Source organism: Chryseobacterium geocarposphaerae (genome assembly GCF_002797535.1).
Classification (GTDB): Bacteria; Bacteroidota; Bacteroidia; order Flavobacteriales; family Weeksellaceae; genus Chryseobacterium; species Chryseobacterium geocarposphaerae.
In genome coordinates, this window is sequence record NZ_PGFD01000001.1 from 2,402,377 (window position 1) to 2,424,355 (window position 21,979).

15 protein-coding genes are annotated in these 21,979 nt (G+C 37.0%); 9 read left to right on the plus strand and 6 right to left on the minus strand.

The annotated features are described in order from the left end of the window. Positions 1–32: 32 nt before the first annotated feature. Positions 33–929, minus strand: a complete 897-nt coding sequence (locus CLV73_RS10720) for an oxidoreductase (RefSeq protein WP_100376795.1) — start codon at positions 927–929, stop codon at positions 33–35. Between the two features lie 329 nt (positions 930–1,258). Between CLV73_RS10720 and CLV73_RS10725 the strand changes: the two genes are divergently transcribed. From CLV73_RS10725 to pyk, 5 genes are read left to right on the plus strand one after another with little or no spacing between them, the layout of a single operon-like run. Next, positions 1,259–1,498 carry an acyl carrier protein gene (locus CLV73_RS10725; protein WP_002976354.1) on the plus strand — a complete coding sequence of 80 codons (240 nt, stop codon included), beginning with the start codon at positions 1,259–1,261 and terminating at the stop codon, positions 1,496–1,498. A gap of 33 nt (positions 1,499–1,531) precedes the next feature. Beyond that, positions 1,532–2,776 (plus strand): beta-ketoacyl-ACP synthase II, encoded by a 1,245-nt coding sequence (gene fabF, locus CLV73_RS10730; RefSeq protein WP_100376796.1) that lies wholly within the window; start codon positions 1,532–1,534, stop codon positions 2,774–2,776. Positions 2,777–2,785: 9 nt separating this feature from the next. Further along, positions 2,786–3,550: a ribonuclease III gene (gene rnc / locus CLV73_RS10735; RefSeq protein WP_100376797.1), complete on the plus strand. Its 765-nt coding sequence runs from the start codon at positions 2,786–2,788 to the stop codon at positions 3,548–3,550. Then, positions 3,528–4,001: an IPExxxVDY family protein gene (locus CLV73_RS10740; protein ID WP_100376798.1), complete on the plus strand. Its 474-nt coding sequence runs from the start codon at positions 3,528–3,530 to the stop codon at positions 3,999–4,001. The genes rnc and CLV73_RS10740 overlap by 23 nt, the downstream gene beginning before the upstream one ends. Further along, entirely contained in the window at positions 3,994–5,439 is a 1,446-nt protein-coding gene (gene pyk / locus CLV73_RS10745) for a pyruvate kinase (protein ID WP_100376799.1), read from the plus strand. The genes CLV73_RS10740 and pyk overlap by 8 nt, the downstream gene beginning before the upstream one ends. A 72-nt stretch (positions 5,440–5,511) precedes the next feature. On the opposite strand, the gene CLV73_RS10750 is transcribed toward pyk, so the two are convergent. From CLV73_RS10750 to hutI, 3 genes are all read right to left on the minus strand, one after another. Beyond that, on the minus strand, positions 5,512–6,804 hold the full coding sequence (locus tag CLV73_RS10750; protein ID WP_100376800.1) for an aldehyde dehydrogenase family protein: 1,293 nt from the start codon (positions 6,802–6,804) through the stop codon (positions 5,512–5,514). A 139-nt stretch (positions 6,805–6,943) separates the two neighbouring features. Next, positions 6,944–7,864 (minus strand): formimidoylglutamase, encoded by a 921-nt coding sequence (gene hutG, locus CLV73_RS10755; protein ID WP_100376801.1) that lies wholly within the window; start codon positions 7,862–7,864, stop codon positions 6,944–6,946. Between the two features lie 24 nt (positions 7,865–7,888). Further along, on the minus strand, positions 7,889–9,112 hold the full coding sequence (gene hutI / locus CLV73_RS10760; protein ID WP_100376802.1) for an imidazolonepropionase: 1,224 nt from the start codon (positions 9,110–9,112) through the stop codon (positions 7,889–7,891). Positions 9,113–9,366: 254 nt separating this feature from the next. On the opposite strand from hutI, the gene ruvB reads away from it, so the two are divergent. From ruvB to coaE, 4 genes are read left to right on the plus strand one after another with little or no spacing between them, the layout of a single operon-like run. Continuing rightward, positions 9,367–10,389: a Holliday junction branch migration DNA helicase RuvB gene (gene ruvB / locus CLV73_RS10765; protein WP_100376803.1), complete on the plus strand. Its 1,023-nt coding sequence runs from the start codon at positions 9,367–9,369 to the stop codon at positions 10,387–10,389. A gap of 3 nt (positions 10,390–10,392) precedes the next feature. Further along, positions 10,393–11,013, plus strand: a complete 621-nt coding sequence (locus CLV73_RS10770) for an FMN-binding negative transcriptional regulator (RefSeq protein ID WP_100376804.1) — start codon at positions 10,393–10,395, stop codon at positions 11,011–11,013. 13 nt (positions 11,014–11,026) lie between these two features. Next, entirely contained in the window at positions 11,027–11,893 is an 867-nt protein-coding gene (locus tag CLV73_RS10775; protein ID WP_100376805.1) for an MBL fold metallo-hydrolase, read from the plus strand. A gap of 9 nt (positions 11,894–11,902) precedes the next feature. After that, positions 11,903–12,535 carry a dephospho-CoA kinase gene (gene coaE, locus CLV73_RS10780; RefSeq protein WP_100376806.1) on the plus strand — a complete coding sequence of 211 codons (633 nt, stop codon included), beginning with the start codon at positions 11,903–11,905 and terminating at the stop codon, positions 12,533–12,535. A 117-nt stretch (positions 12,536–12,652) separates the two neighbouring features. Here the strand turns inward: coaE and CLV73_RS10785 are convergent, their stop codons facing one another. After that, entirely contained in the window at positions 12,653–16,612 is a 3,960-nt protein-coding gene (locus CLV73_RS10785; RefSeq protein WP_100376807.1) for a fibronectin type III domain-containing protein, read from the minus strand. A gap of 511 nt (positions 16,613–17,123) precedes the next feature. Continuing rightward, on the minus strand, positions 17,124–21,620 hold the full coding sequence (locus tag CLV73_RS10790) for a GEVED domain-containing protein (RefSeq protein ID WP_100376808.1): 4,497 nt from the start codon (positions 21,618–21,620) through the stop codon (positions 17,124–17,126). Positions 21,621–21,979: the final 359 nt, after the last annotated feature.

Sequence of the window (21,979 nt, forward strand, 5' to 3'; positions counted from 1 at the left end):
TGAAATGAGACTGCAAAACACAGTCTCATTTGTTATTCCAGACTAATTCCTTTGTGAGCCAAATATTGTTTCCCATATTCTGTGTCAAAAATATTAACTGCGTCATCAGAATCGGTAGATATTGTCACACTCATCCATTTTTCGAATTCTTCTTTTCTTTTTTCGTCAGTTGCTCTTAAAATAGCTGCAGCTTCACTTCCCAACACCAAATGCAATGGAGGATTTTCATTTTCTACAACATCAATCATCACTTTCGCAGCCTTTGCAGGATCTCCCATTGGCAGAAACTTACCCGAAGTTAAATGTTGTTTCACCCCTCCTACTGTTGCTTCATACCCTTCAATATCTTTTGCAAAACTCATTGAGGGACCTGCCCATTCTGTACGGAAACCACCAGGCTGAATACAGGTTACTTTTATTCCCAAAGGAGCAACTTCTTTACTTAAAGATTCAGAAAACCCAACCAAACCAAATTTAGCCGCCTGATAAATTGAAAGTCCCGCATTCCCTACTCTACCTCCAATAGAACTGATCTGCAGAATATTTCCCGCACGTTGTTTTCTCATATAAGGCAAAACAGCTCTCGTTACTTCAATTGGTGCATATAAATTAACTTCCAATTGATTTCTTACCTGTTCATTCGTAAAAGCTTCTGCCGCTCCCGTAATTCCGAAACCTGCATTATTTACCAGAACATCTATTTTACCAAAATGACTTACTGCTTCTTCAACTGTAGCATAAATCTGTTCTTTATTCTGAACATCCAACTCCAGTGGTAACAACTGCTCAGGATATTGTTCAGTCAGTTCTTTTAACTGTTGGGGATTTCTGGCTGTAGCCACAACATAGTCACCTTTTAATAATACCGCTTTAACAAGATTTTTCCCTAAACCTTTTGAGCTTCCTGTGATAAACCAAACTTTTTTCATTGTATTACTGATTTTTATTTGATACAAATTTCCGCCAATAATGACTGTACAAGGTTTGTTAAAAAGCTCAAATTCACTTTGTTAAAAAACTCATTTTATTTCAACTCAGATCATTAATATATAGGATATATGAAGACTTCAAAATTTATTTTAATGAAACCCCAAGCAGCATATAAAATGTTAAAAATATAAACTCCTGAAAACTAAAACACTAAACTACCCAACGATAAAATAAGCACCTGCAAGCCACAAAAAAGACTAAAAAAATGTTTTATCGTAAAGAATTTTATATATTTGCACCATCTAACAATTAAAAAAAATAATTTACTATGTCAGACATTGCATCAAGAGTAAAAGCTATCATCGCTGATAAGCTTGACGTTGAAGAAACAGAAGTAACTCCTGAAGCTAGCTTCACTAACGATTTAGGAGCTGATTCATTGGATACAGTTGAACTAATCATGGAATTTGAAAAAGAATTCAACATTCAAATCCCTGATGATCAAGCTGAAAAAATTACTACTGTAGGACACGCTATCGCTTATATCGAAGAAGTAGTAAATAAATAATATTCTTCAACAAAAAAGAAATTAACAAAGTTTATGGAATTAAAAAGAGTAGTTGTAACCGGGTTTGGAGCAATAACACCGATTGGAAATAATGCAAAAGAATACTGGGAAAATCTTGTAAAAGGTGAGAGCGGTGCCGCTCCGATTACTCTTTTTGATGCCACAAACTTTAAAACAAAATTCGCTTGCGAAGTAAAAAATTTCAATCCATTAGACCATTTCGACAAGAAAGAAGCTAAAAAAATGGATAGAAATACACAACTTGGGCTGGTTGCTGCTAAAGAAGCTGTTGAGCACTCAAGAATTATTGAAGACAATGTAGACAAAAACAGAGTCGGTGTAATCTGGGGTTCAGGAATCGGAGGCTTAGAAACTTTCGAAACTGAAGTTCTGGGATGGGCAAACACGGAAATTCCGAGATTCAACCCTTTCTTTATCCCTAAAATGATTGCAGATATTACTCCTGGGCATATTTCTATTGAATATGGATTCCACGGACCTAACTATACTACTGTTTCTGCTTGCGCGTCTTCAGCAAATGCTTTAATTGATTCCAAAATGCTGATCCAGCTGGGAAAAGCAGATGTAATTGTGTGCGGAGGCTCTGAAGCTGCCGTTACAGCAAGTGGTGTAGGTGGATTCAACGCAATGATGGCACTTTCTACAAGAAATGATGATCCCAAAACAGCTTCAAGACCTTTTGACAAAGACAGAGACGGATTTGTGTTAGGAGAAGGAGCAGGATGTATCATTCTTGAAGAATATGAGCACGCCGTAAAACGTGGTGCCACAATTTATGCAGAATTAAAAGGAGGAGGTCTTAGTGCGGATGCACATCACATGACAGCGCCTCATCCTGAAGGTTTAGGAGCTTATCTGGTAATGAAAAATTGCTTGGAAGATGCAGGATTAACTGCTGATGAAGTAGATCACATCAATATGCATGGTACCTCTACTCCATTAGGAGATATTGCAGAATCTAACGCAATTTCAAAATTATTAGGAGAGCACGCTTTCGACATTCAGATTAATTCTACAAAATCAATGACAGGCCACTTATTGGGTGCAGCCGGAGTTATTGAAGCTATCGCTGCGTTAGGAACTATTATTCATGGTATTGTTCCTCCTACCATCAACCATTTTACTGATGATGAAAATATCGACAGCAGACTGAACTTTACGTTCAATGAAGCTGTGAAGAAAGATGTAAAAGTAGCCATGAGTAATACTTTTGGGTTTGGTGGGCATAACGCTTGCGTTCTATTTAAGAAAATCTAATTTTACTGAATGGAGTTACAGAAATACTTTTCTAAATTCCTTCTCAAACAAAGAAAAAGAAAATTAACGGAGAGAGATTATTTCCTCAGTACTGAACTTAATAAAATGTTGGGTACCGAGGTGCAAAATGTTGCGCTCTACCGTGAAGCTTTCTCTTTAAAAAGCTCTTCTAAAAATCAAGACAACACTAATTACGAAAGACTTGAATTTTTGGGAGATTCTGTTTTGGGTACAATTATCTCCTGTCATTTGTTTCAGACCTATCCTAAGGCTAATGAAGGATATTTGACCCAAATGAAATCTAAGATTGTCAACAGGAAAAACCTTAATAAGCTTGGGGAAGATTTAAAACTGACGGATCTTCTGCAAAAGCAAAATTCGGTGGCTTTAGGGGAAAATATCTCCGGAAATTTATTTGAAGCCTTAATAGGTGCCGTTTATCTGGATTTTCAATATGATACCTGTAAGAAAATCATTTTGGAAAGACTTTTAACACCATCTGAGATCAATAAGCTTGAGAATAAAATTGTAAGCTATAAAGGTCTTTTGCTGGAATGGAGCCAGAAGAAAAAAGTTAATATAAAATATGAGACCTGCGAAGAAATCCAGGTCAATAAAGCTGTCGTTTTTCGTTGTCATGTCTGGTTGGGAGAAGAAAAAATAGCCAACGCTACAGAAACCTCCAAAAAGAAAGCAGAAGAAAAAGCAGCACAGAGAGCATTTTATATTTTAAACAAAAAAGAAAATATACTTGGAAATCCAAAAACTTTATGATCTAGACGATATAGAATTTGAAGATATTGCCATAGGATTGGTAAGATTAGCAAAAAATATACCTGCTCATGAGTTTTTTTACAAAATAAATCAAAATAACAATTTAACATTCTCCAGAAAGCAAGATATGGTCTTTCACGGTGATTATTATGATTATTATTTTCCAAGATTTGAAGCTTATCACAAGTTTACAAAGACATGTTTTACTTTCATTTCGAATAAATCTTCAGAAAGTAAGCAAAAAAAAATACAGACAGAACTCTTCTCAGAAGAAGAAAACATTAAATTTTTATTAAATAATCAGGTAGATGTAGAATATATTCTGCATAGTTCGGAACAGTTTCCTGATTTTTCCGTAATTTTGCTCCCTGAAAATCTTGTATTTCCAATTCAAGATTACACATTGAGTTCTGAGGAAGAACTATATCAAATTATCCAGTATTATGAATAAGTATTTAAAGAAGACCAAAATTATCGCAACACTTGGACCGGCTTCATCGTCGAAGGAAGTAATGTTAGGATTAATGAAAGCGGGAGTTGATATTTTTAGAATCAATTTTTCACACGCAGACTACGATCTAGTTAAAGCAAACATCAAAATAATTAGAGAACTTAATAAAGAATATGGGTACTCTGTAGGTATTTTGGGAGATTTGCAAGGTCCAAAATTGAGAGTAGGTGTAGTAAAAGAGGGTTCTTATCTAAATCCTGGAGACATTCTTACTTTCACTAATGAAAAAATTGAAGGAGATTCTACAAAAGTATATATGACTTACCAACAGTTTCCACAAGATGTAAAGGTTGGTGAAAGAATTCTGATCGATGATGGTAAACTGGTTTTGGAAGTTACTGAAACCAACCTGACTGATACGGTAAAAGCAAAAACGATTCAAGGGGGGCCCTTAAGCTCTAAGAAAGGGGTAAACCTTCCGAATACCAATGTTTCTCTTCCTGCTTTAACGGAAAAAGATATTCAGGACGCTAATTTCATGCTTGATCAGGAAGTAGACTGGGTTGCTCTTTCTTTCGTGCGTCATGCACAGGATATTATCGATCTAAAAGAATTAATCGATAAACACCCTAAAGGTAAATTCAAAACTCCTATTATTGCGAAAATTGAAAAGCCTGAAGGAGTAAAAAATATTGATGAAATCCTGTTGGAATGCGACGGATTAATGGTTGCCCGAGGTGACTTAGGGGTAGAAGTTCCGATGGAAGAAGTTCCTGCTATTCAGAAAACATTGGTGGAGAAAGCAAGATTCTATTCCAAGCCGGTAATTATTGCTACTCAGATGATGGAAACAATGATTAACAGCCTAACTCCAACAAGAGCAGAGGTAAATGACGTTGCCAACTCTGTATTGGATGGAGCTGATGCGGTAATGCTTTCTGGAGAAACTTCTGTGGGGAGATACCCTGTTCAGGTGGTTGAAAATATGGCTAAAATTGTGAAGAACATTGAGATGACTCACTTTTACCAACACAAAAACGAACCGATTGAAAAAGATTATAACTGCATCGATGAAAGGTTCATTACTAACAGGGTTTGTCTTGCAGCCGTAAGAATTGCGAAAACGACTAATGTTTCTGCTATTGTTACACTGACGCATTCAGGATATACAGCATTCCAGCTTGCAGCACACAGACCGAATTCACATATTATCGTTTACAGTGGAAATAAGAGAGTCATTACCATGCTGAACCTGCTTTGGGGAGTTCATGCTTACTATTATGACATGAAGAAGCCTACGGATGAAACGATTATCCAGGTAAATATGTTGACACACAATCACGGTTATATTGAAACCGGAGATTTTGTAATCAACATCAATGCTACTCCATCATATGAAGGAGGAAAAACGAATACATTAAGATTAACAACAGTTTAATCAAAATATAATAAAACAAAACAACTCCCAAAATAATGGGAGTTGTTTTATTTTAAGTAAAATTGTATATAATTAATTTCCAACAATCGTCTTAGCCGTCACAAACTCTTTTAAAGCCAGTAAAGAAAGCTCTGTTCCATAACCTGACGCCTTTGTTCCTCCAAAAGGAAAACGGGGATCAGAACTTGTCATTCTGTTAATATTTACCGTTCCGGATTCCAGATTTTCAATAAAAAATAATTGTCGGTCTTTATCAGACGTCCAGACAGAGTTTGAAAGCCCGAAAGGAATATCATTGGCCATCTGTAAAGCTTCCTCATCGTTTTTAGCAATCATTACCATTCCAAGCGGTCCGAAAAGTTCTTCCTGTAAGATGGGATTACCTTCCTTTACACGGATTAACCCCGGATTAAACTCAATATCGGAAATTCTTTCCAACGGAATAATAATTTCCGCTCCGTTCTCTAAAGCTTTTTGAAACTGCTTTTCAAGATCATCTGCTAAATCAGGTCTAGCCATACCGGAAATTTTTGTTTCTTTATCCATCGGATCTGCCGGAACGAATTTTTTATATTCTTCGATGAACTTCGGAAGAAATGCATCTTCTATCTTCTCATCAATAATAAACCTTTTCGCAGCAACACACGTTTGGCCACAGTTTTGAAGTCTTGCCTGAGCACCTACTTCAGCAGCTTTTTCCAAATCGGCGTCATCCAATACAATAAAAGCATCACTACCGCCCAGCTCAAGTAAAGATTTTTTGATATTGAGTCCCGCAATTGAGGCTACTTCTCCGCCCGCTCTTCCACTTCCCGTTAAACTTACCCCTTTTACAGCATCATGTTCTAGAATTTCTCTTACTTCCTTATGTCCTACTTCCAGATTTTGAAAAATACCTTTTGGAAAGCCCGTTTCTAAAAACATATCTTCAATTGCATTTCCGCTTCCGAAACAAATGGATGCGTGTTTAAGAACAACTGTATTTCCCGCCAAAATTGCAGGAATAGCAAACCTTAACACCTGCCAGAAAGGAAAATTCCAAGGCATTACTCCTAAGATTACTCCTTTCGGAACGTAATGAATTTCAGAGTATTTATATTCGGAATCTACTTTTTCCGGTTTTAAAATATTTTCAGCATCCGCATAATAATTCATCATTAAAGCAGATTTCTCAACTTCTGCAATCGACTGTGAAATTGGCTTATTCATCTCCGTGGTAATGATTTTACCAAATCTTTCAGCATTGTTTTTTAAAATTTCTGCAGCTTTTGCAATGAGCTTTTGTCTGTCTTCGAATGGTACTTTTTTCCATTCAGAAAATGCCTTATCTGCTGTAATAAGTTTATTTTCAATTAATTGTTCCATACTTTAATTTCTGTTTTTAAATTCAACTGAATGAATTTATTAGCGCTCTTTCTCAAAGCACCATGAAAGCAACAAATTTTGTTCCTTAGGGATAAATAAAATAGAGATTTTCTCTATCGGAAAAATATGATTTTACCGTTTATATCATAAACCATTCATTCATAAGACATGCCGCCAGTCTTGCCGTTCTTTCCTGAATATCAAATAACGGATTAACTTCTGCCACGTCCAATGCCAAGAGTTTTTTACTTTTCAAAATGTGTCTGTAAAAATGCATAAATGTAGCGTCTGCAAAAATTCCATTATAAGCTGAAGCCGAAACTCCCGGAGCAATGGAAGCATTAAAAACATCCATACATATCGTTAGATAAACATAATCTACACTTTCCAAAAGCTCATCTATTCTCTGATAAATGGATGGTAAGTTTTCAAAAAACAGCTCATCTGCCAGAATGTATTTCATTCCGTACTGGTGTGCCGTATCGAATAATTTTAAGGTATTGGAATTTCTTTGAATACCGATATGCAGGGAATGAATTTCTCCTTCCTGAGCAATTTGCCAAAATCCCGTCCCTGAGCTTGCTCCTACTCCATTTTCCGGCTGTCTGTTATCAAAATGGGCATCAATATTAATGATCCCGACTTTTTGTTCAGGAAAAGCTGTTTTAACACCTAAGTAATGGGCATAAGTAACTTCATGACCACCTCCTAATACCATTGACTTTCCTCCTTTCAACAAAACTTTGGAAACGTTTTTGGCAAGGTTATTTTGAGCGTTTTCTAATTTTCCATCTTCACAGGTAACATTTCCAAAATCCAGTAACGAAAAATCAGGAAGAATCACCGGAAAGTTGGACATATTTTTTCTTATAATGCATGGAGCATCTTTTGCACCCTGCCTTCCTTTATTCCTTCGAACCCCTTCATCTACAGCAAATCCGTGTAAAACGAAATCATTCGTTGAAATCATATCGTAATTCGTTTCTTCTTTTACTCTTTGAAATAGTCTGTGATAAAGAAGCTCTTCACCGTCTAATCTACCCTGCCAGATTTTGTTCATTACCTTGATAATTTTGTATTTAATCTAAACTTTTTGTCCGTCAATGTAAACACTTTCAACTTTTAAGCTTCCCTGATTATAAAGGACATTTTGAAAATTATTGGTTTTAAAAGTTACAAAATCTGCTTTCAAACCTTCAGCTAATTTACCTCTGTCTTCCAAACCAAGTGCAAATGCCGAACGGAACGTCATTCCGGCTAACACTTCTGCTGTCGTTAGTTTTTCGAATGTAGCTAAAATGGAAGCCTGTGTAATCAGGTTTCCCATCGGTGCAGAGCCAGGATTCCAGTCGCTTGCGATGGCTACAATCGCTCCTGCATCCAATAATTTTCTTGCCGGAGTAAATTTTTCTCCCAATCCTAAACTTGCTCCCGGTAAAGCCGTTGCCACAGTTTCTGATTGTGCTAAAAATTCAATATCTTCATCAATCGTTGCTTCCAAGTGATCTGCAGATTTTGCCCCCACTTCCACCGCAATTCTTGAACTTCCAGGTGTGAACTGATCCGCATGAACAGTAATTTCAAAACCTAAGTCTTTCGTTTTAAGTAAAAAACTTTTACTTTCTTCAGGCTGAAATGCCGATTTCTCAATAAAAATATCCACACGTTTTGCCAGATTTTCTTCTTTTACCTTAGGTAAAATCTCAGTTAAGATATATTGTAAATATTCTTCATTATTTCCATCAAAATCTCTTGGCTTTAAATGTGCAGAAAGACAGGTAGGAACTAAAGTTGCTTTAGTTTTTCCCTGAGCTTTTTTAATGATTCGAAGCATTTTCAATTCATTTTCTACGTCTAAACCATAACCACTTTTTACTTCAATAGTTGTGATTCCTAGCGAAATCAGAAAATCAATTCTTTCCAGTAAAGTTTTTAATAATTCTTCTTCTGAAGCATTTCTTGTATGCTGAACAGAGCTCCAGATTCCACCTCCACTTTCTGCAATCTCAAGATATGTCTTTCCTGCATTACGCATTGCAAAATCATTCGCACGGTTTCCACCAAAGCAAATATGAGTGTGAGAATCTACAAAAGCGGGAAGAACGATCTGTTCACCCTCTACAGTTTCAATCTCTATATTTTGATTTTCAGATTTTAATGTTTCAAAATTTCCAAGTTGCCGGATTTTGTCATTATTGACTAAAATACCTCCATCAGTAATAATTTCAAGTTGCTCATCAGAAAGCTTTCCTCTTAAAGGAAGATTCGCAAGTGTTATAACCTGCTTAAAAGGACCAATAAGTTTCATTTATTTAGTTTAATGCTAAAATTTAGATAAAAATACTTTTAAACTTACTTTACTACACACTTTAAGTATGATAAAACGAATATAAGGTCTATCATTCATCAAGGATCGCAGAAAGAATAAGCAAAAGAGTTATCTTATTTTCTCTCTCAAAAATACTCAAAATATCTCTTCTGCTCAAATCTTAATTTTTCGCCTGTTCCTGTCTTCATCTTAACCTCAATTTTCCTATCTTTACGGTAAATGAAATTGAATTAATGCCCGATTTTTTACATCCAGACAAAGACAACTACTCCCGTGAAGAGCTGATGCAGGAAGAACAGATTCGTCCTCAAAGCTTTAAAGATTTTGCGGGACAGAGGAAAACTTTGGAAAATCTTGAAGTCTTCGTGACTGCCGCCAAGAAGCGTGGTGGCGCTCTTGACCATGTTTTATTGCATGGTCCTCCCGGTTTGGGTAAAACCACTTTAGCGAATATTATTGCCAACGAATTGGGTGTAAATTGTAAAATTACATCCGGACCAGTTCTGGATAAGCCGGGAAGTTTAGCCGGACTTTTGACAAACCTAGAGGAAAACGACGTTCTTTTCATTGATGAAATTCATCGCCTGTCTCCTGTCGTAGAAGAATACTTATACTCCGCGATGGAAGATTATAAAATAGATATTATGCTGGAAACCGGTCCGAACGCGAGAAGTGTTCAGATTGGCCTGAATCCTTTTACTTTAGTTGGTGCAACGACCAGAAGCGGAATGCTGACAAAACCGATGCTTGCCAGATTCGGGATTCAAAGCAGGCTTGAATATTACACCATCGAACTTTTATCAATGATTATCATCAGGAGTGCAAGAGTTTTGGGTGTAAAGATCTATGAAGATGCAGCCATTGAAATTGCAAGAAGAAGCCGCGGAACCCCGAGAATTGCCAATGCTCTATTGAGAAGAGTCCGGGATTTTGCAGAGATAAAAGGTAATGGTGAAATTGAAATTAACATCACCAAATATGCTCTTGATTCATTAAATGTAGATGAATTCGGATTGGATGAAATGGATAATAAGATCATGCGTGTGATGATTGAGAATTTCAAAGGAAAACCTGTGGGTATTTCCGCACTCGCTACCTCAATAGCCGAAAACCCTGAAACACTGGAAGAGGTTTATGAACCGTTTTTAATTCAGGAGGGATTTATCATTAGAACTCCGAGAGGCCGCGAAGTGACTGAGAAAGCATATAAACATTTAAATATTGCAAGACCTAAAAATCCCGGGAAATTATTTTAGATAATGTTTATACCTAAATTATACAAAAGCGAAGATTACAATCTGATGAAAGAAATTATCCGAGAGCATTCTTTTGCTTTATTAATTTCTTCCGTAGATAAGATTCGTGCCACCCATTCGATGATGTTGCTGAATGAAGATGACACAGAAAATATTTTTATTGAAACCCATATTTCGAAAGCCAATCCACAGGCAAAAGCATTAAAAAACGGAGATGAAGTTCTTTGTGATTTTTTAGGAGCCCATGCGTATATTTCTAGCAGCTGGTACGATCATGTGAATGTTTCTACCTGGAATTATGAGGCGGTGCAAATCTATGGAAAAGTGGAACTGATGAATCCTGAAGAGTTGTATCATCATCTGGATAAACTGACTTCCAAATATGAGAAGTTTCAGCAGTGTCCGATGATGGTAGAAAATATGGGAAAGGAATTTGTTGAGAAAGAGATGAAAGGAGCTTTCGGATTAAAAATTATTCCTACTGAAATTTTCATTAAACAGAAACTTTCTCAAAACAGAAAAGAGAACGATTTTAAAAATATCATTTCAAATCTTGAAAACAGCGATGAAAATGGAAAAAAGATTGCTGAGAAAATGAAACTGTTAAAAAATAATACATTATAAAACTTAATATTATATGAAACTATATCCAATACAGTGTGGAAAATTTAAATTGGATGGCGGTGCCATGTTTGGAGTCGTCCCAAAGAGTTTGTGGGAAAAGACTAATCCTGGAGACGAAAAAAACCTGATCGAGCTTGGAACACGCTCACTTCTTGTGGAAGACGGAAAGAAATTAATTTTAATTGATTGCGGTCTTGGAAATAAACAAGACGATAAATTCTTTGGACATTATTCTCTTTGGGGAGATGATAATTTAGATAAAAATTTAAAGAAATATGGTTTCGTAAGAGAAGATATTACTGATGTTTTCTTAACGCACCTTCATTTCGACCATTGTGGTGGAGCTATTGAATGGAACGATGACAGAACGGGCTACAGACCGGCTTTCAAAAACGCACAGTTCTGGACCAACGAAAACCACTGGCAATGGGCAACAGAGCCTAACGCGAGAGAAAAAGCAAGTTTTCTAAAAGAAAATATCATCCCAATGCAGGAAAGCGGACAATTAAACTTCTTACCGCTTCCAACGACCGGAAATTATGGCTTCGCACCCGATTTGAAAATGGATGTTATATTTGTTGATGGGCACACAGAGAAACAAATGTTACCTGTCATTCAATACCAGGATAAAACAATAGTTTTTGCTGCTGACTTGATTCCTACAGTAGGACATATCAATCAGGTATATGTGATGGGATATGATACAAGACCTCTTTTGACATTAGAAGAAAAAGGAAAATTCCTGAAGCAATGTGTGGATAATGAATACCTGTTGTTCTTTGAACATGATGCACACAATGAATTAGCCAGTCTTAAAATGACTGAAAAAGGAGTAAGATTGGATGAGACGTTTAGTTTTAATGATGTTTTCGGATATTAATTTTTAAGTATGGAAGAATTACAATCAGAAACTCAGAAAGCAGAGCCAGAACCGTTATCTGCCCCAAAAATAATTGGTTTAACAGGCGGAATAGGCTCCGGAAAAACTACGGTTGCAAAATTTATTGAAGAATTTGGATTTCCTGTATATTACTCGGATGACAGAGCAAAAGATATCGTAAATGACAATGATGCACTGAAAGGTAAAATCATCGAACTTTTAGGTAATGAAGCTTATGAAAATGGTGTCTATAACAGAAAGTTTGTTGCTGAAAAAGTTTTTAATAATAAAGATTTGCTTCAAAGCTTAAATGAAATTATTCATCCTGCGGTCCGGATTGATTTTGAAGAATGGGTAAAGAGACAAACCAAATATTTGGTTTTTAAGGAAACTGCTTTATTATTTGAATTACAACTCAATAGGCAATGTTACCAATCTGTTTTAGTAACTGCCGAAGATAATATCAGGGCGAAAAGGGTTATGGATAGAGACCGTAAAACCTACCGGGAAGTAGAAGCCGTTATGGAAAAGCAGATGCCTGAAAAAGATAAAATAAAATTGGCAGATTATGTCATCTATAACAATACAAATTTGGAGGATCTAAAAGAACAAACCGAAAAAATCATTTTTAGTATTGAATAAAATACAGCTCGTTGGAATTTTCAGCGAGCATTTTATTTCTTTTATAATAATATTAAAAAAATCAGCTCTCATTTCTGAGAGCTGATTCTATTTTAAAAAGTAATCGTTGTATGATTTTTATTCCTTAATGAATTTCTTCTGTACCGAAGTTGAACCATCCTGAATATCGATCATATAAACTCCATTAATCAATGTATGAACATCTACCTTGTTGTTTAAGATAATTCCACTCGCGATTAACTGGCCTGCTGCACTATAAATCTTATAGTTAGCTCTCTTGCTGATATTCTTAACATTCAATACTGTACTTACAGGGTTAGGATAAATTAAGATATCATTCTGATTCAGTAAGTTAGTAGCTGGTTTCTTAGAGATTCTCACTGTGTAATCTTCCACTTCTCCACTGTCGAAGTTGGTACAGTTTACCGGAATTCCTCCCTTCATTAACGCTACTCTCATCACTACATACATATAGTCTGCATTGCTTACAAAAGCATCGGACGGTACACTGAATGTGGTCGTTGCTGTTGCTGCAGTACTTGGATTAGATACCAAAATTCTTTCATTGATGTCAAATTCTCCGTTTCTGTCGAAATCAATCCATGCTACAACGCCTGCATCTGCACTTACTACTTTATCAATCGTTAGCTGGTTGTTCACTGAACCCTGGATCAATTCAATCTGAGCAAGAGGATCAGTAGTATAATCGGTATATGTTGAGCCTGCAGAAGCTTTTATCATCTGTGGCTTTCCATTAGGAACCACTGTCACTTTAGAGATATATTCTCCTGAAGGATTCAACGCTCCCATTTGGCAATAGATTACTGTTGGAGTCGTAAAGTAATACGGTAAAGTAAAATTACCTGGTGTACCGCTACAAATATTAGCTACCTCCATTTCATACTTAGTAAGTTCTGTTAAACCAGTAAGAGTATAGATGTTGTTGGATACCTGAATATTAGTCCATCCTGGGATTCCTACTTTTCTGTATCTTAAGATATACTTACCTGTTGCATCCGGACCTACATAAGGATCCCACTGAACCTTAGCACTTGTTGGTTTTAACTCAAGAATGGTTAATCCCGGAGGTGCAATATCACATGTTCTCTCCGTAGTAAATCTTGCCAAGCTTGACCATGGGTTAGGTGTTGTTGAACCTACACATGTACTTCTTACCTGAACCTCATATTGTGTATAAGGACTTAATCCTGAAAGTAAATAATTATTAGTTGGTGGATTAGGTAAATTGATCGTAGCTGACCATCCTATATCTCCAACTTTTCTCCATTGCATCTGGTATGTTGCACTTGCCACTAACGGAGACCAATTTATAACTGCTGAAGTAGATGTAATATTGGTAAACGTTACATTCGGTGGAGTAGGGTCACATTTAGTGGTAAACACATTATGTGAATATGTTCCTACATTTACGGTATTACAAACAGCCGCTACTTCTACTTCATAATCCGTTGCCGGAGTTAATGGATAAGTTGGTGGATTTAATGTAAATGTTTGCGTTGTTCCTGTTATAGCAGCTACATCAATAGGACCTGCTGTTGGCAGCCATTGGGTAGAACCTACCGGTCTGTATCTTACTTTGTAAGAAGCACCTCCGATATCCTGCGGCCAGGTAATTGTCGCTGAATTATGCGTAATAGAAGTTGGAACTACCGTGACAACAGGAGTAGCATTACTACACACTCTCAATACAATATTATCAACGGCTGCCGGTGGTTGTGTTCCTCCGGAAGTATCATTATACCATTCAAATACCACACGCATTATACCTCCTGCATAGCTGGTTAAATTTAAATTAGCATTGGAATAAGTACTCCATGTTGTCCCGTTCAAATTGTACTGTCCAATCTGAACTCTTCCTGTTCCTGCCACGATTCGGGTTCCCGGTGTAGGCATAAAGTTGGATGGTACCAACCATACTCTTAAATAGTCAAACGAAGAACTCTCACCCTGTGCTTTCCAGTCAAATGAGAAAGTTGCAAGGCTGGTTCCTGTCGGAATCTCTATATCTCTGTAGGCCTGTACTACACTTCCGGCTGTAATGTTATAAGCATTTGTTACCCCGTTATCATTTGTAATATAGATAGATTTTCCGGTATTTCCGGTTGCAGAACCATAGAACCATTTATTGGTTTGAGTTCCATTGATCAATCCTAAATCATTCGCCGTTTCAAAATTCTGAATATAAGGAAGTGTTGCAGGTATCTGTGTCGTCATAACAGAAACAACATCTGATAAATCACTTTGATCTGTAGAACTACACAATGCTTTTACCCATATATAATAGGTAGTACTCTGTGCAAGTCCTGGAATTGTATATCCTGTACTTCCGCTTGGAATTCCTGTAATATTAGGTGTTGCAGGTGGCGTAGTTGTAGTACTGTAATATATCTGATATCCTCCTGCAGGTGCAGTAGTAGGAGGTGTCCAAGAAATTGTCGCAGTAGAAGATGTTGAGCCAACTACTGTTACTCCTAATGGTTCAATACATGTAGGCGCTACTCTCAATTTAAAATCGTCAAGTCCTAAATACCAAGGAGAACCATTTGCAGATACATTTGCAGCAAAATAATATGTTCCGGATGTAGCTGGAGTATAATATACTTTATACTTAACATACCCCGATGTATCCTGAGTAGCCGTTATAAATGTTCCTAAATTGGTTGCTCCCGTCATTGAAGTGGCAGAATTTACCAATACATTACCTGTAAACCCTTGGTAAGAAGAGCCTTGCCCTCCTGTATTATAATAGAATGAAAACTCATAGGCTGTACCGGCTGTTAATGCAAAGCCAGGTGTCCATAACTGACTTGCCGTAGTATTACCATATTGAATCCTCATATAATTCGGAGTAGATCTAGGCACATTATATGTCGTAGAAGCTGTATTCGAAGAGTTCCATGAATAAGTACCTGCAATTTGTTTCCAGCAAGAAGGAACAATTCCTGAACCAATACTTGACATAGAATCAAAATTTTCAGTCCATGGTAAAGCTGTGATCGCTGTACATGGCGTGGTAAAAGATGTTGAAGTCCAAGCACTTTGATCCGTCCCACTACATTTAGACCTTACCCACACATAGTATGTTGTATTGGGAGTTAAAGGCGAAATGGTTGCAGAAGTTCCTGTTGGTACTGTCTGTGATGGTACCGTTGCAGATGTTGGTGCTGTTGTAGAAGTGGTATAATAAATGTCATATCCACTCCCCGGAGCCAATGAAGGAGCTGTCCAGCTAACTGATCCACTTGTAGCTGTTATTGCTGATGATGTTAAATTCGTAGGTGCAAAACAGGTTGGCGGAGTCCAGGTATAGGTCAATCCGGCAGTTGGCATCCCTGGTGTAGCAGCAGTCGTATTATATGCCTGAGTATTACTATTTGCAGTACCGGCAGTAGAGTTTGTAAAAAGAACTGAGGTTGAATTAGTTCTGTTATTAAAATCAGCATTGGTTGTACCTCTTAAACCAATTTGTCTGGTTCCACTAATAGATGTACTTCCAACAAGATAAGACCCGTTCTTATAAACAACAGCAATTGTATTCGTAGTTTCTCTTAATCGTATTTGAAAAGAAAAAGAATAAGCATTTGTAGTAGAAAGTGTATAAGAAGGTCTGAAATCAGCCCATTGTACCACTATCTCTCTGTTTGGAGCCGTCCCCACAACTCCCCAGCTGATGTTACCTGTAGTACCACCAAGATTGAACACTGAATTAAGATCTCCACCAAATGCAGAAACGGCACCAGAATAGGCCCCTGTATTGGAAATGGGTGAATATTCAGATGTTGACGGAGCCGTTGTTCCAAAAGTTAAAAAACCGTTTGTTGAAACATTTAATGATGAATAATTAACACCATTAAATGAAAAATTAAATGGAATTGTTACCGGATAGACATTGTTATCCAACGAACCTGCAAGTGTATTTGCTGTTGCCGTTTCTAAAGTCGTCGCCCCTGTTAAGGCCGTGTAAGTTCCAGATGACTTCACAAAACTGTAAGAACTCACCTGTGCATTGGTTATCAATGCAATTACAAATGAAAAAAGTAGTAAAATCTTCTTCATATCATCAAAATATTAAATCCATTATTAGGATTTTGAGAATTATACATAAATTAAATTAGAATTAAATGGATGGTCCTAAAAATATCTTTAACGTTTAAAACCATTAGTTATTATAGAAAATAGTAAAATGTAAAAATTTTTATCATAGGCTGTATTATTTTAAATTGGTTGCAAAACTAATACTTTTATCTCACAAATACCTTACACTTATTTATTTTAAATAAATAACACAAATTCTCATTTTTTATTGGAAATAAATAAAAACCAAAAAAAAGATTTAAATTTTAAAAACAACAACCTTTAACTATCAAATATCTATTAAATCGGTCATATGGAAACAAAAAAAATAATTCTTCTCGAAAACTTCATTTTTACCTCTATCAAATTTTAATATCATCAAGCATAAAATATTCATTCTTAAATATTACAACCGCTTATATATTTATAATAAAAAAATAAGCTCCCATTTCTGAGAGCTTATTCTATTTAAAAAGTAATCAATTAGTAATTCTTATTCCTTGATAAACTTCTTCTGTACCGAAGTTGAACCATCCTGAATATCGATCATATAAACTCCATTAATCAACGTATGAACATCTACTTTGTTGTTTAAGATGATTCCACTCGTGATTAGTTGACCTGCAGAACTATAAATCTTATAGTTAGCTCTCTTGCTGATATTCTTAACATTCAATACTGTACTTACAGGGTTCGGATAAATTAAGATATCATCTTGATTCAATAAACTATTTGCAGGTTTCTTAGAAATTCTTATTGAGTAATCTTCCACTTCTCCACTGTCGAAGTTAGTACAGTTTACCGGAATTCCTCCTTTCATTAAGGCTACTCTCATCACTACATACATATAGTCTGCATTGCTTACAAAAGCATCGGATGGTACACTGAATGTCGTAGTTGCTGTTGCTGCAGTACTTGGATTAGATACCAAGATTCTTTCATTGATATCAAATTCTCCGTTTCTGTCGAAATCGATCCATGCTACAACGCCTGCGTCTCCACTTACTACTTTATCAATCGTTAACTGATTGTTCACTGAACCCTGAATCAATTCAATTTGGGCAGGTACTACAGCCGTATAATCAGTATACTTCGATCCTACAGAAGTATTGACCATCTGCGGTTTTCCATTAGGAACCACTGTCACTTTGGAGATATATTCTCCTGAAGTATTCAATGCTCCCATCTGACAGTAGATCACTGTTGGAGTCGTAAAGTAATATGGTAAAGTGAAATTACCTGGAGTACCACTACAAACGTTAGCTACCTCCATTTCATACTTAGTCAGTTCCGTTAAACCGGTAAGAGTATAGATATTGTTCGACACCTGAACAGTAGTCCATCCTGGGATTCCTACTTTTCTGTATCTTAAAATATATTTACCTGTTGCATCCGGGCCTATATAAGGATCCCACTGAACTTTAGCACTTGTTGGTTTCAATTCCAGAATCGTTAATCCTGGTGGCGGAATCTCACAAGTTCTCTCCGTAGTAAATCTTGCTAAGCTTGACCATGGGTTAGGTGTTGTTGAATTCACACATATATTTCTTACCTGAACTTCATACTGTGTATACGGTGTTAGAGTATACCCTGTTGAAGGAAGTGAGAAGCTGTTAGCCGGAGGGTTTGGTAAATTAATTGGTCCAATCCATGTAGGATCTCCTACCTTTCTCCATTGCAACTGATAGGTAGCACTTGCTGCCAATGGTGACCAGTTCACAACTGCTGTAGTAGCTGTAATATTAGTAAACGTTACATTCGGTGGAGTTGGGTCACATCTTGTGGTAAACACATTATGTGAATATGTTCCTACGTTCACGGTATTACAAACAGCCGCTACTTCTACTTCATAATTGGTTGCCGGAGTCAATGGATAAGTCGGCGGGTTTAACGTAAACGTCTGTGTAATTCCCGTTACTGCAGCTATATCAATTGGACCCGCTGTCGGCAACCATTGGGTAGAACCTACCGGTCTGTATCTCAATTTATAAGAAGCTCCTCCGATATCCTGTGGCCAGGTAATTGTTGCTGAATTATGCGTAATAGAAGCCGGAGTTACTGTAACGACAGGAGTAGCTGTACTACAAACTCTCAATACAATATTGTCAACAGCTGCCGGCGGCTGAGTTCCTCCGGTACCATCATTTCTCCATTCGAATACCAAACGCATTACACTTCCTGCAAAGCTGGTTAAATTTAAATTTGCATTGGAATAAGACTGCCAAGTCGTTCCATTTAAATTATACTGTCCTACCTGCACTCTTCCAGAACCAGTTGTAATCTGAGTTCCCGGTGTAGGCATAAAGTTGGATGGCACCAACCATACTCTTAAATAGTCATATGAACTTTCACCCTGTGCTTTCCAGTCAAAAGAGAAGGTAGCAAGACTGGTTCCTGTTGGAATTTCAATATCTCTATAAGCCTGTACCGTACTTGCCGCAGAAGAAACAGTATAAGCATTTGTTACTCCATTATCATTAGAAATATAGATGGATTTTCCAGTATTTCCGGTTGCAGAGCCATAGAACCATTTATTAGCTTGCGTTCCATTCAATAATCCTAAATCATTAGCCGCCTCAAAATTCTGAATATAAGGAAGCTGAGCCGGAATCTGTGTCGTCATAAAGTTTGGCCCCTGAGCTACATAACTGTTATCTGTAGGAGAGCAGATTGCTTTTACCCACCAATAATACGTTGTGTTCGGAGCTAAAGTCGGTGCAAGGTTCACTGATGTTGCCGTTGTTGTCCCTGTAGGGGTTGCCGGCTGCGTTGGAGTTGTAGAAACATAATATGCATATCCGTTTGCCGGTGGCGTTGCTGGAGTTGCCCAGCTTATAATTGCCCCATTACCCGTTAAACCGCTTACTGCTAAACCTGTTGGTGGTAAACATGTTGGTGGCGCAACTACAGCCAATGTAAAGTCTACATAATTTCCGTATGGTGCAGGTCCACAAGGAGTAACTGCTCCAATAAAAGATGAAGAAGCTCTTACTCTATAATTTCCTAACGCTTGTGCTGCAGGAATATTAATTGTTGCAGTTCCTGTAGACGCATAAGAAGTTGTTGCCAGGATAGTTTCTCCCGGATCATTAAAGTCCATGTCATTATTCCAGTCAATCCAAACATAATAGTAATATGTAGAACCACCAGAAGTCGCCAAGTTCATCACAACACTATTTCCCGGAGAACTAAGGAATGACATATTAGAATTAACATAAGCCGTATAAGATGATGCCGTATATCCAAGGTTTGTCCATCCTCCTGTAGTAGTAATATTATTTAAATAGTATGTTGTTGAACTACTTCCTCCTGTTGGAGCACAATAATTAGTAAATACAGTAATTGGTCCAGACCAAGGGCTCGCATCTGTAGAACTACATCTTGCTCGTACCCATATATAATAAGTGGTATTAATTGTTAGACCAGGAATTGTAGCAGTTGTACCTGTTACTCCTGTAATCTGAGGAGTAGTTGCTGCTCCCGGCGCAATACCTGTTGTATTATAATAAATTTCATAGCCTAGAGGATTCGTTGTAGAAGCCGTCCATCCGATAGCCGCTGAAGATGTTGTAGCAGAGTTTAAAACTAATGCTGTAGGCGGCATACATGTAGGAGGAGCTCCAACCGCTATAGTATAATCCACATAATTACCATATGATGCAGTGCCACAAGATGTAATTGCTCCACTGTATGATACCGCAAATCTCACTCTGTAATTTCCATAAGGCTGTGCTGCCGGAACGTTAATGCTGGTTGATCCTGTAGCAGCATAAGAAGTTGTTGCCAGAATAGTTTCTCCCGCATCATTAAAGTCCATGTCATTATTCCAGTCTACCCATGTATAATAATAGTAAGTACTAGAGCCTGCCGCTGCTAAACTGACACTAATGTTACTTCCTGGTGAAGTAGTAATTGTATTTGTTGAATTATTAACATAAGCTGTGTAGGATGATGCTGTATAATTTAAATTGGTCCATCCTCCTGTCGTTAAGATTTTATTCAGGTAATAAGATGTGGAACTCGTTCCTCCTGCCGGCACACAATACCCTGTATAGAAAGAAACAGGCCCCACCCAAATACTTTGCTGTGTAGAACTACACTTAGCTCTTGCCCATACATAATAAGTGGTGTTAGCCGTTAATCCTGAAATAGTAGCAGATGTCGTAGTACTTTGTACAGAATTGGTGGCATTGAGTACTGTTGAAGAAGTAGGAGCAACTCCTGTCGTGTTATAATATACATCATAGCCGTTGGCTGGTACAGGAGTAGGAGCTGTCCAGGTAATCTGTCCACTATTTGAAGTAATAACTCCCGTAGCTAACTGATTTGGAAACATACATCCAGAAGGCGCTTCACTCACAAGCTGTAACCTTGGAATAGATGCCGTTCTGCTATTTGCAGTTGGTGGCGAAGCCGGATCTGCATTTACAGTATCACTATAATGATATATTCCCGTATTTGTTCCTGATGTATATGATCCCCAGCTAGCCGTACAGGAATAGCCAGGTGCATTCTCATCAACTGCAATTACCAGGTTACTTGTTCCATTCCAGACAAACGGTGTGGTTAGAGAAAGCTCTACCCAATTCCCCGCTGTCATCGTTCCTAATGTTCCAGAATAAACCTGTGACATTTGGGATAAAGGCACCCAGTCGGTTGTAGAAGAAAAGGTCGTTTTTGTTGTATTTCCAATATAGACTGTCCACTGATTGTAGTTGGACTGGGTTGCTGCCGTAGCTGATACGTAAAACCTCACTTTGGTAATTACCGTATTGGTAGTCCCAATAGCTGTAGTAAGCTCAGCAGCTGTATACAATTGTTGTGAATAACTGTATCCATAACAAGAGTAAACAGGAAGGTAAGTAGATGTAGCAGTACCTGTACCTATTGATCCTGTCTGTCCTTTCGCAAACAGTCCGAACAGCATACAGAATAATACAATCAACTCCCTAAAGAATTTTTTGTTTTTACAATGTAAAAATACGCTCATAGTTTTTAAAATTTAATGAATTGATAATCGTCGAAAGACAAGTTATTTTTTCGATCATATATCCAGTATTCTGAATATATTTTATTGCAGTTTCAACTGCATTAAAGAGAGAATAAAGTTTATTTCATATTACAAGATTTTTAATAATTATACAAATCTAATCATATTTTCATTAAAAATATCATTAATAATTACTTATTTTAATCAAATACTAACAAAATCTTTCAATTATGATTATAGATATCCAAAAAATACACAAAGGTGTGAATTTTACGACATTGATTTTCCCTGTAAGCAAAAGCGTTTAGCGAAATCATCATTTGAAAAAAGAACGATCCCAACCAATAAGTTATCGATTC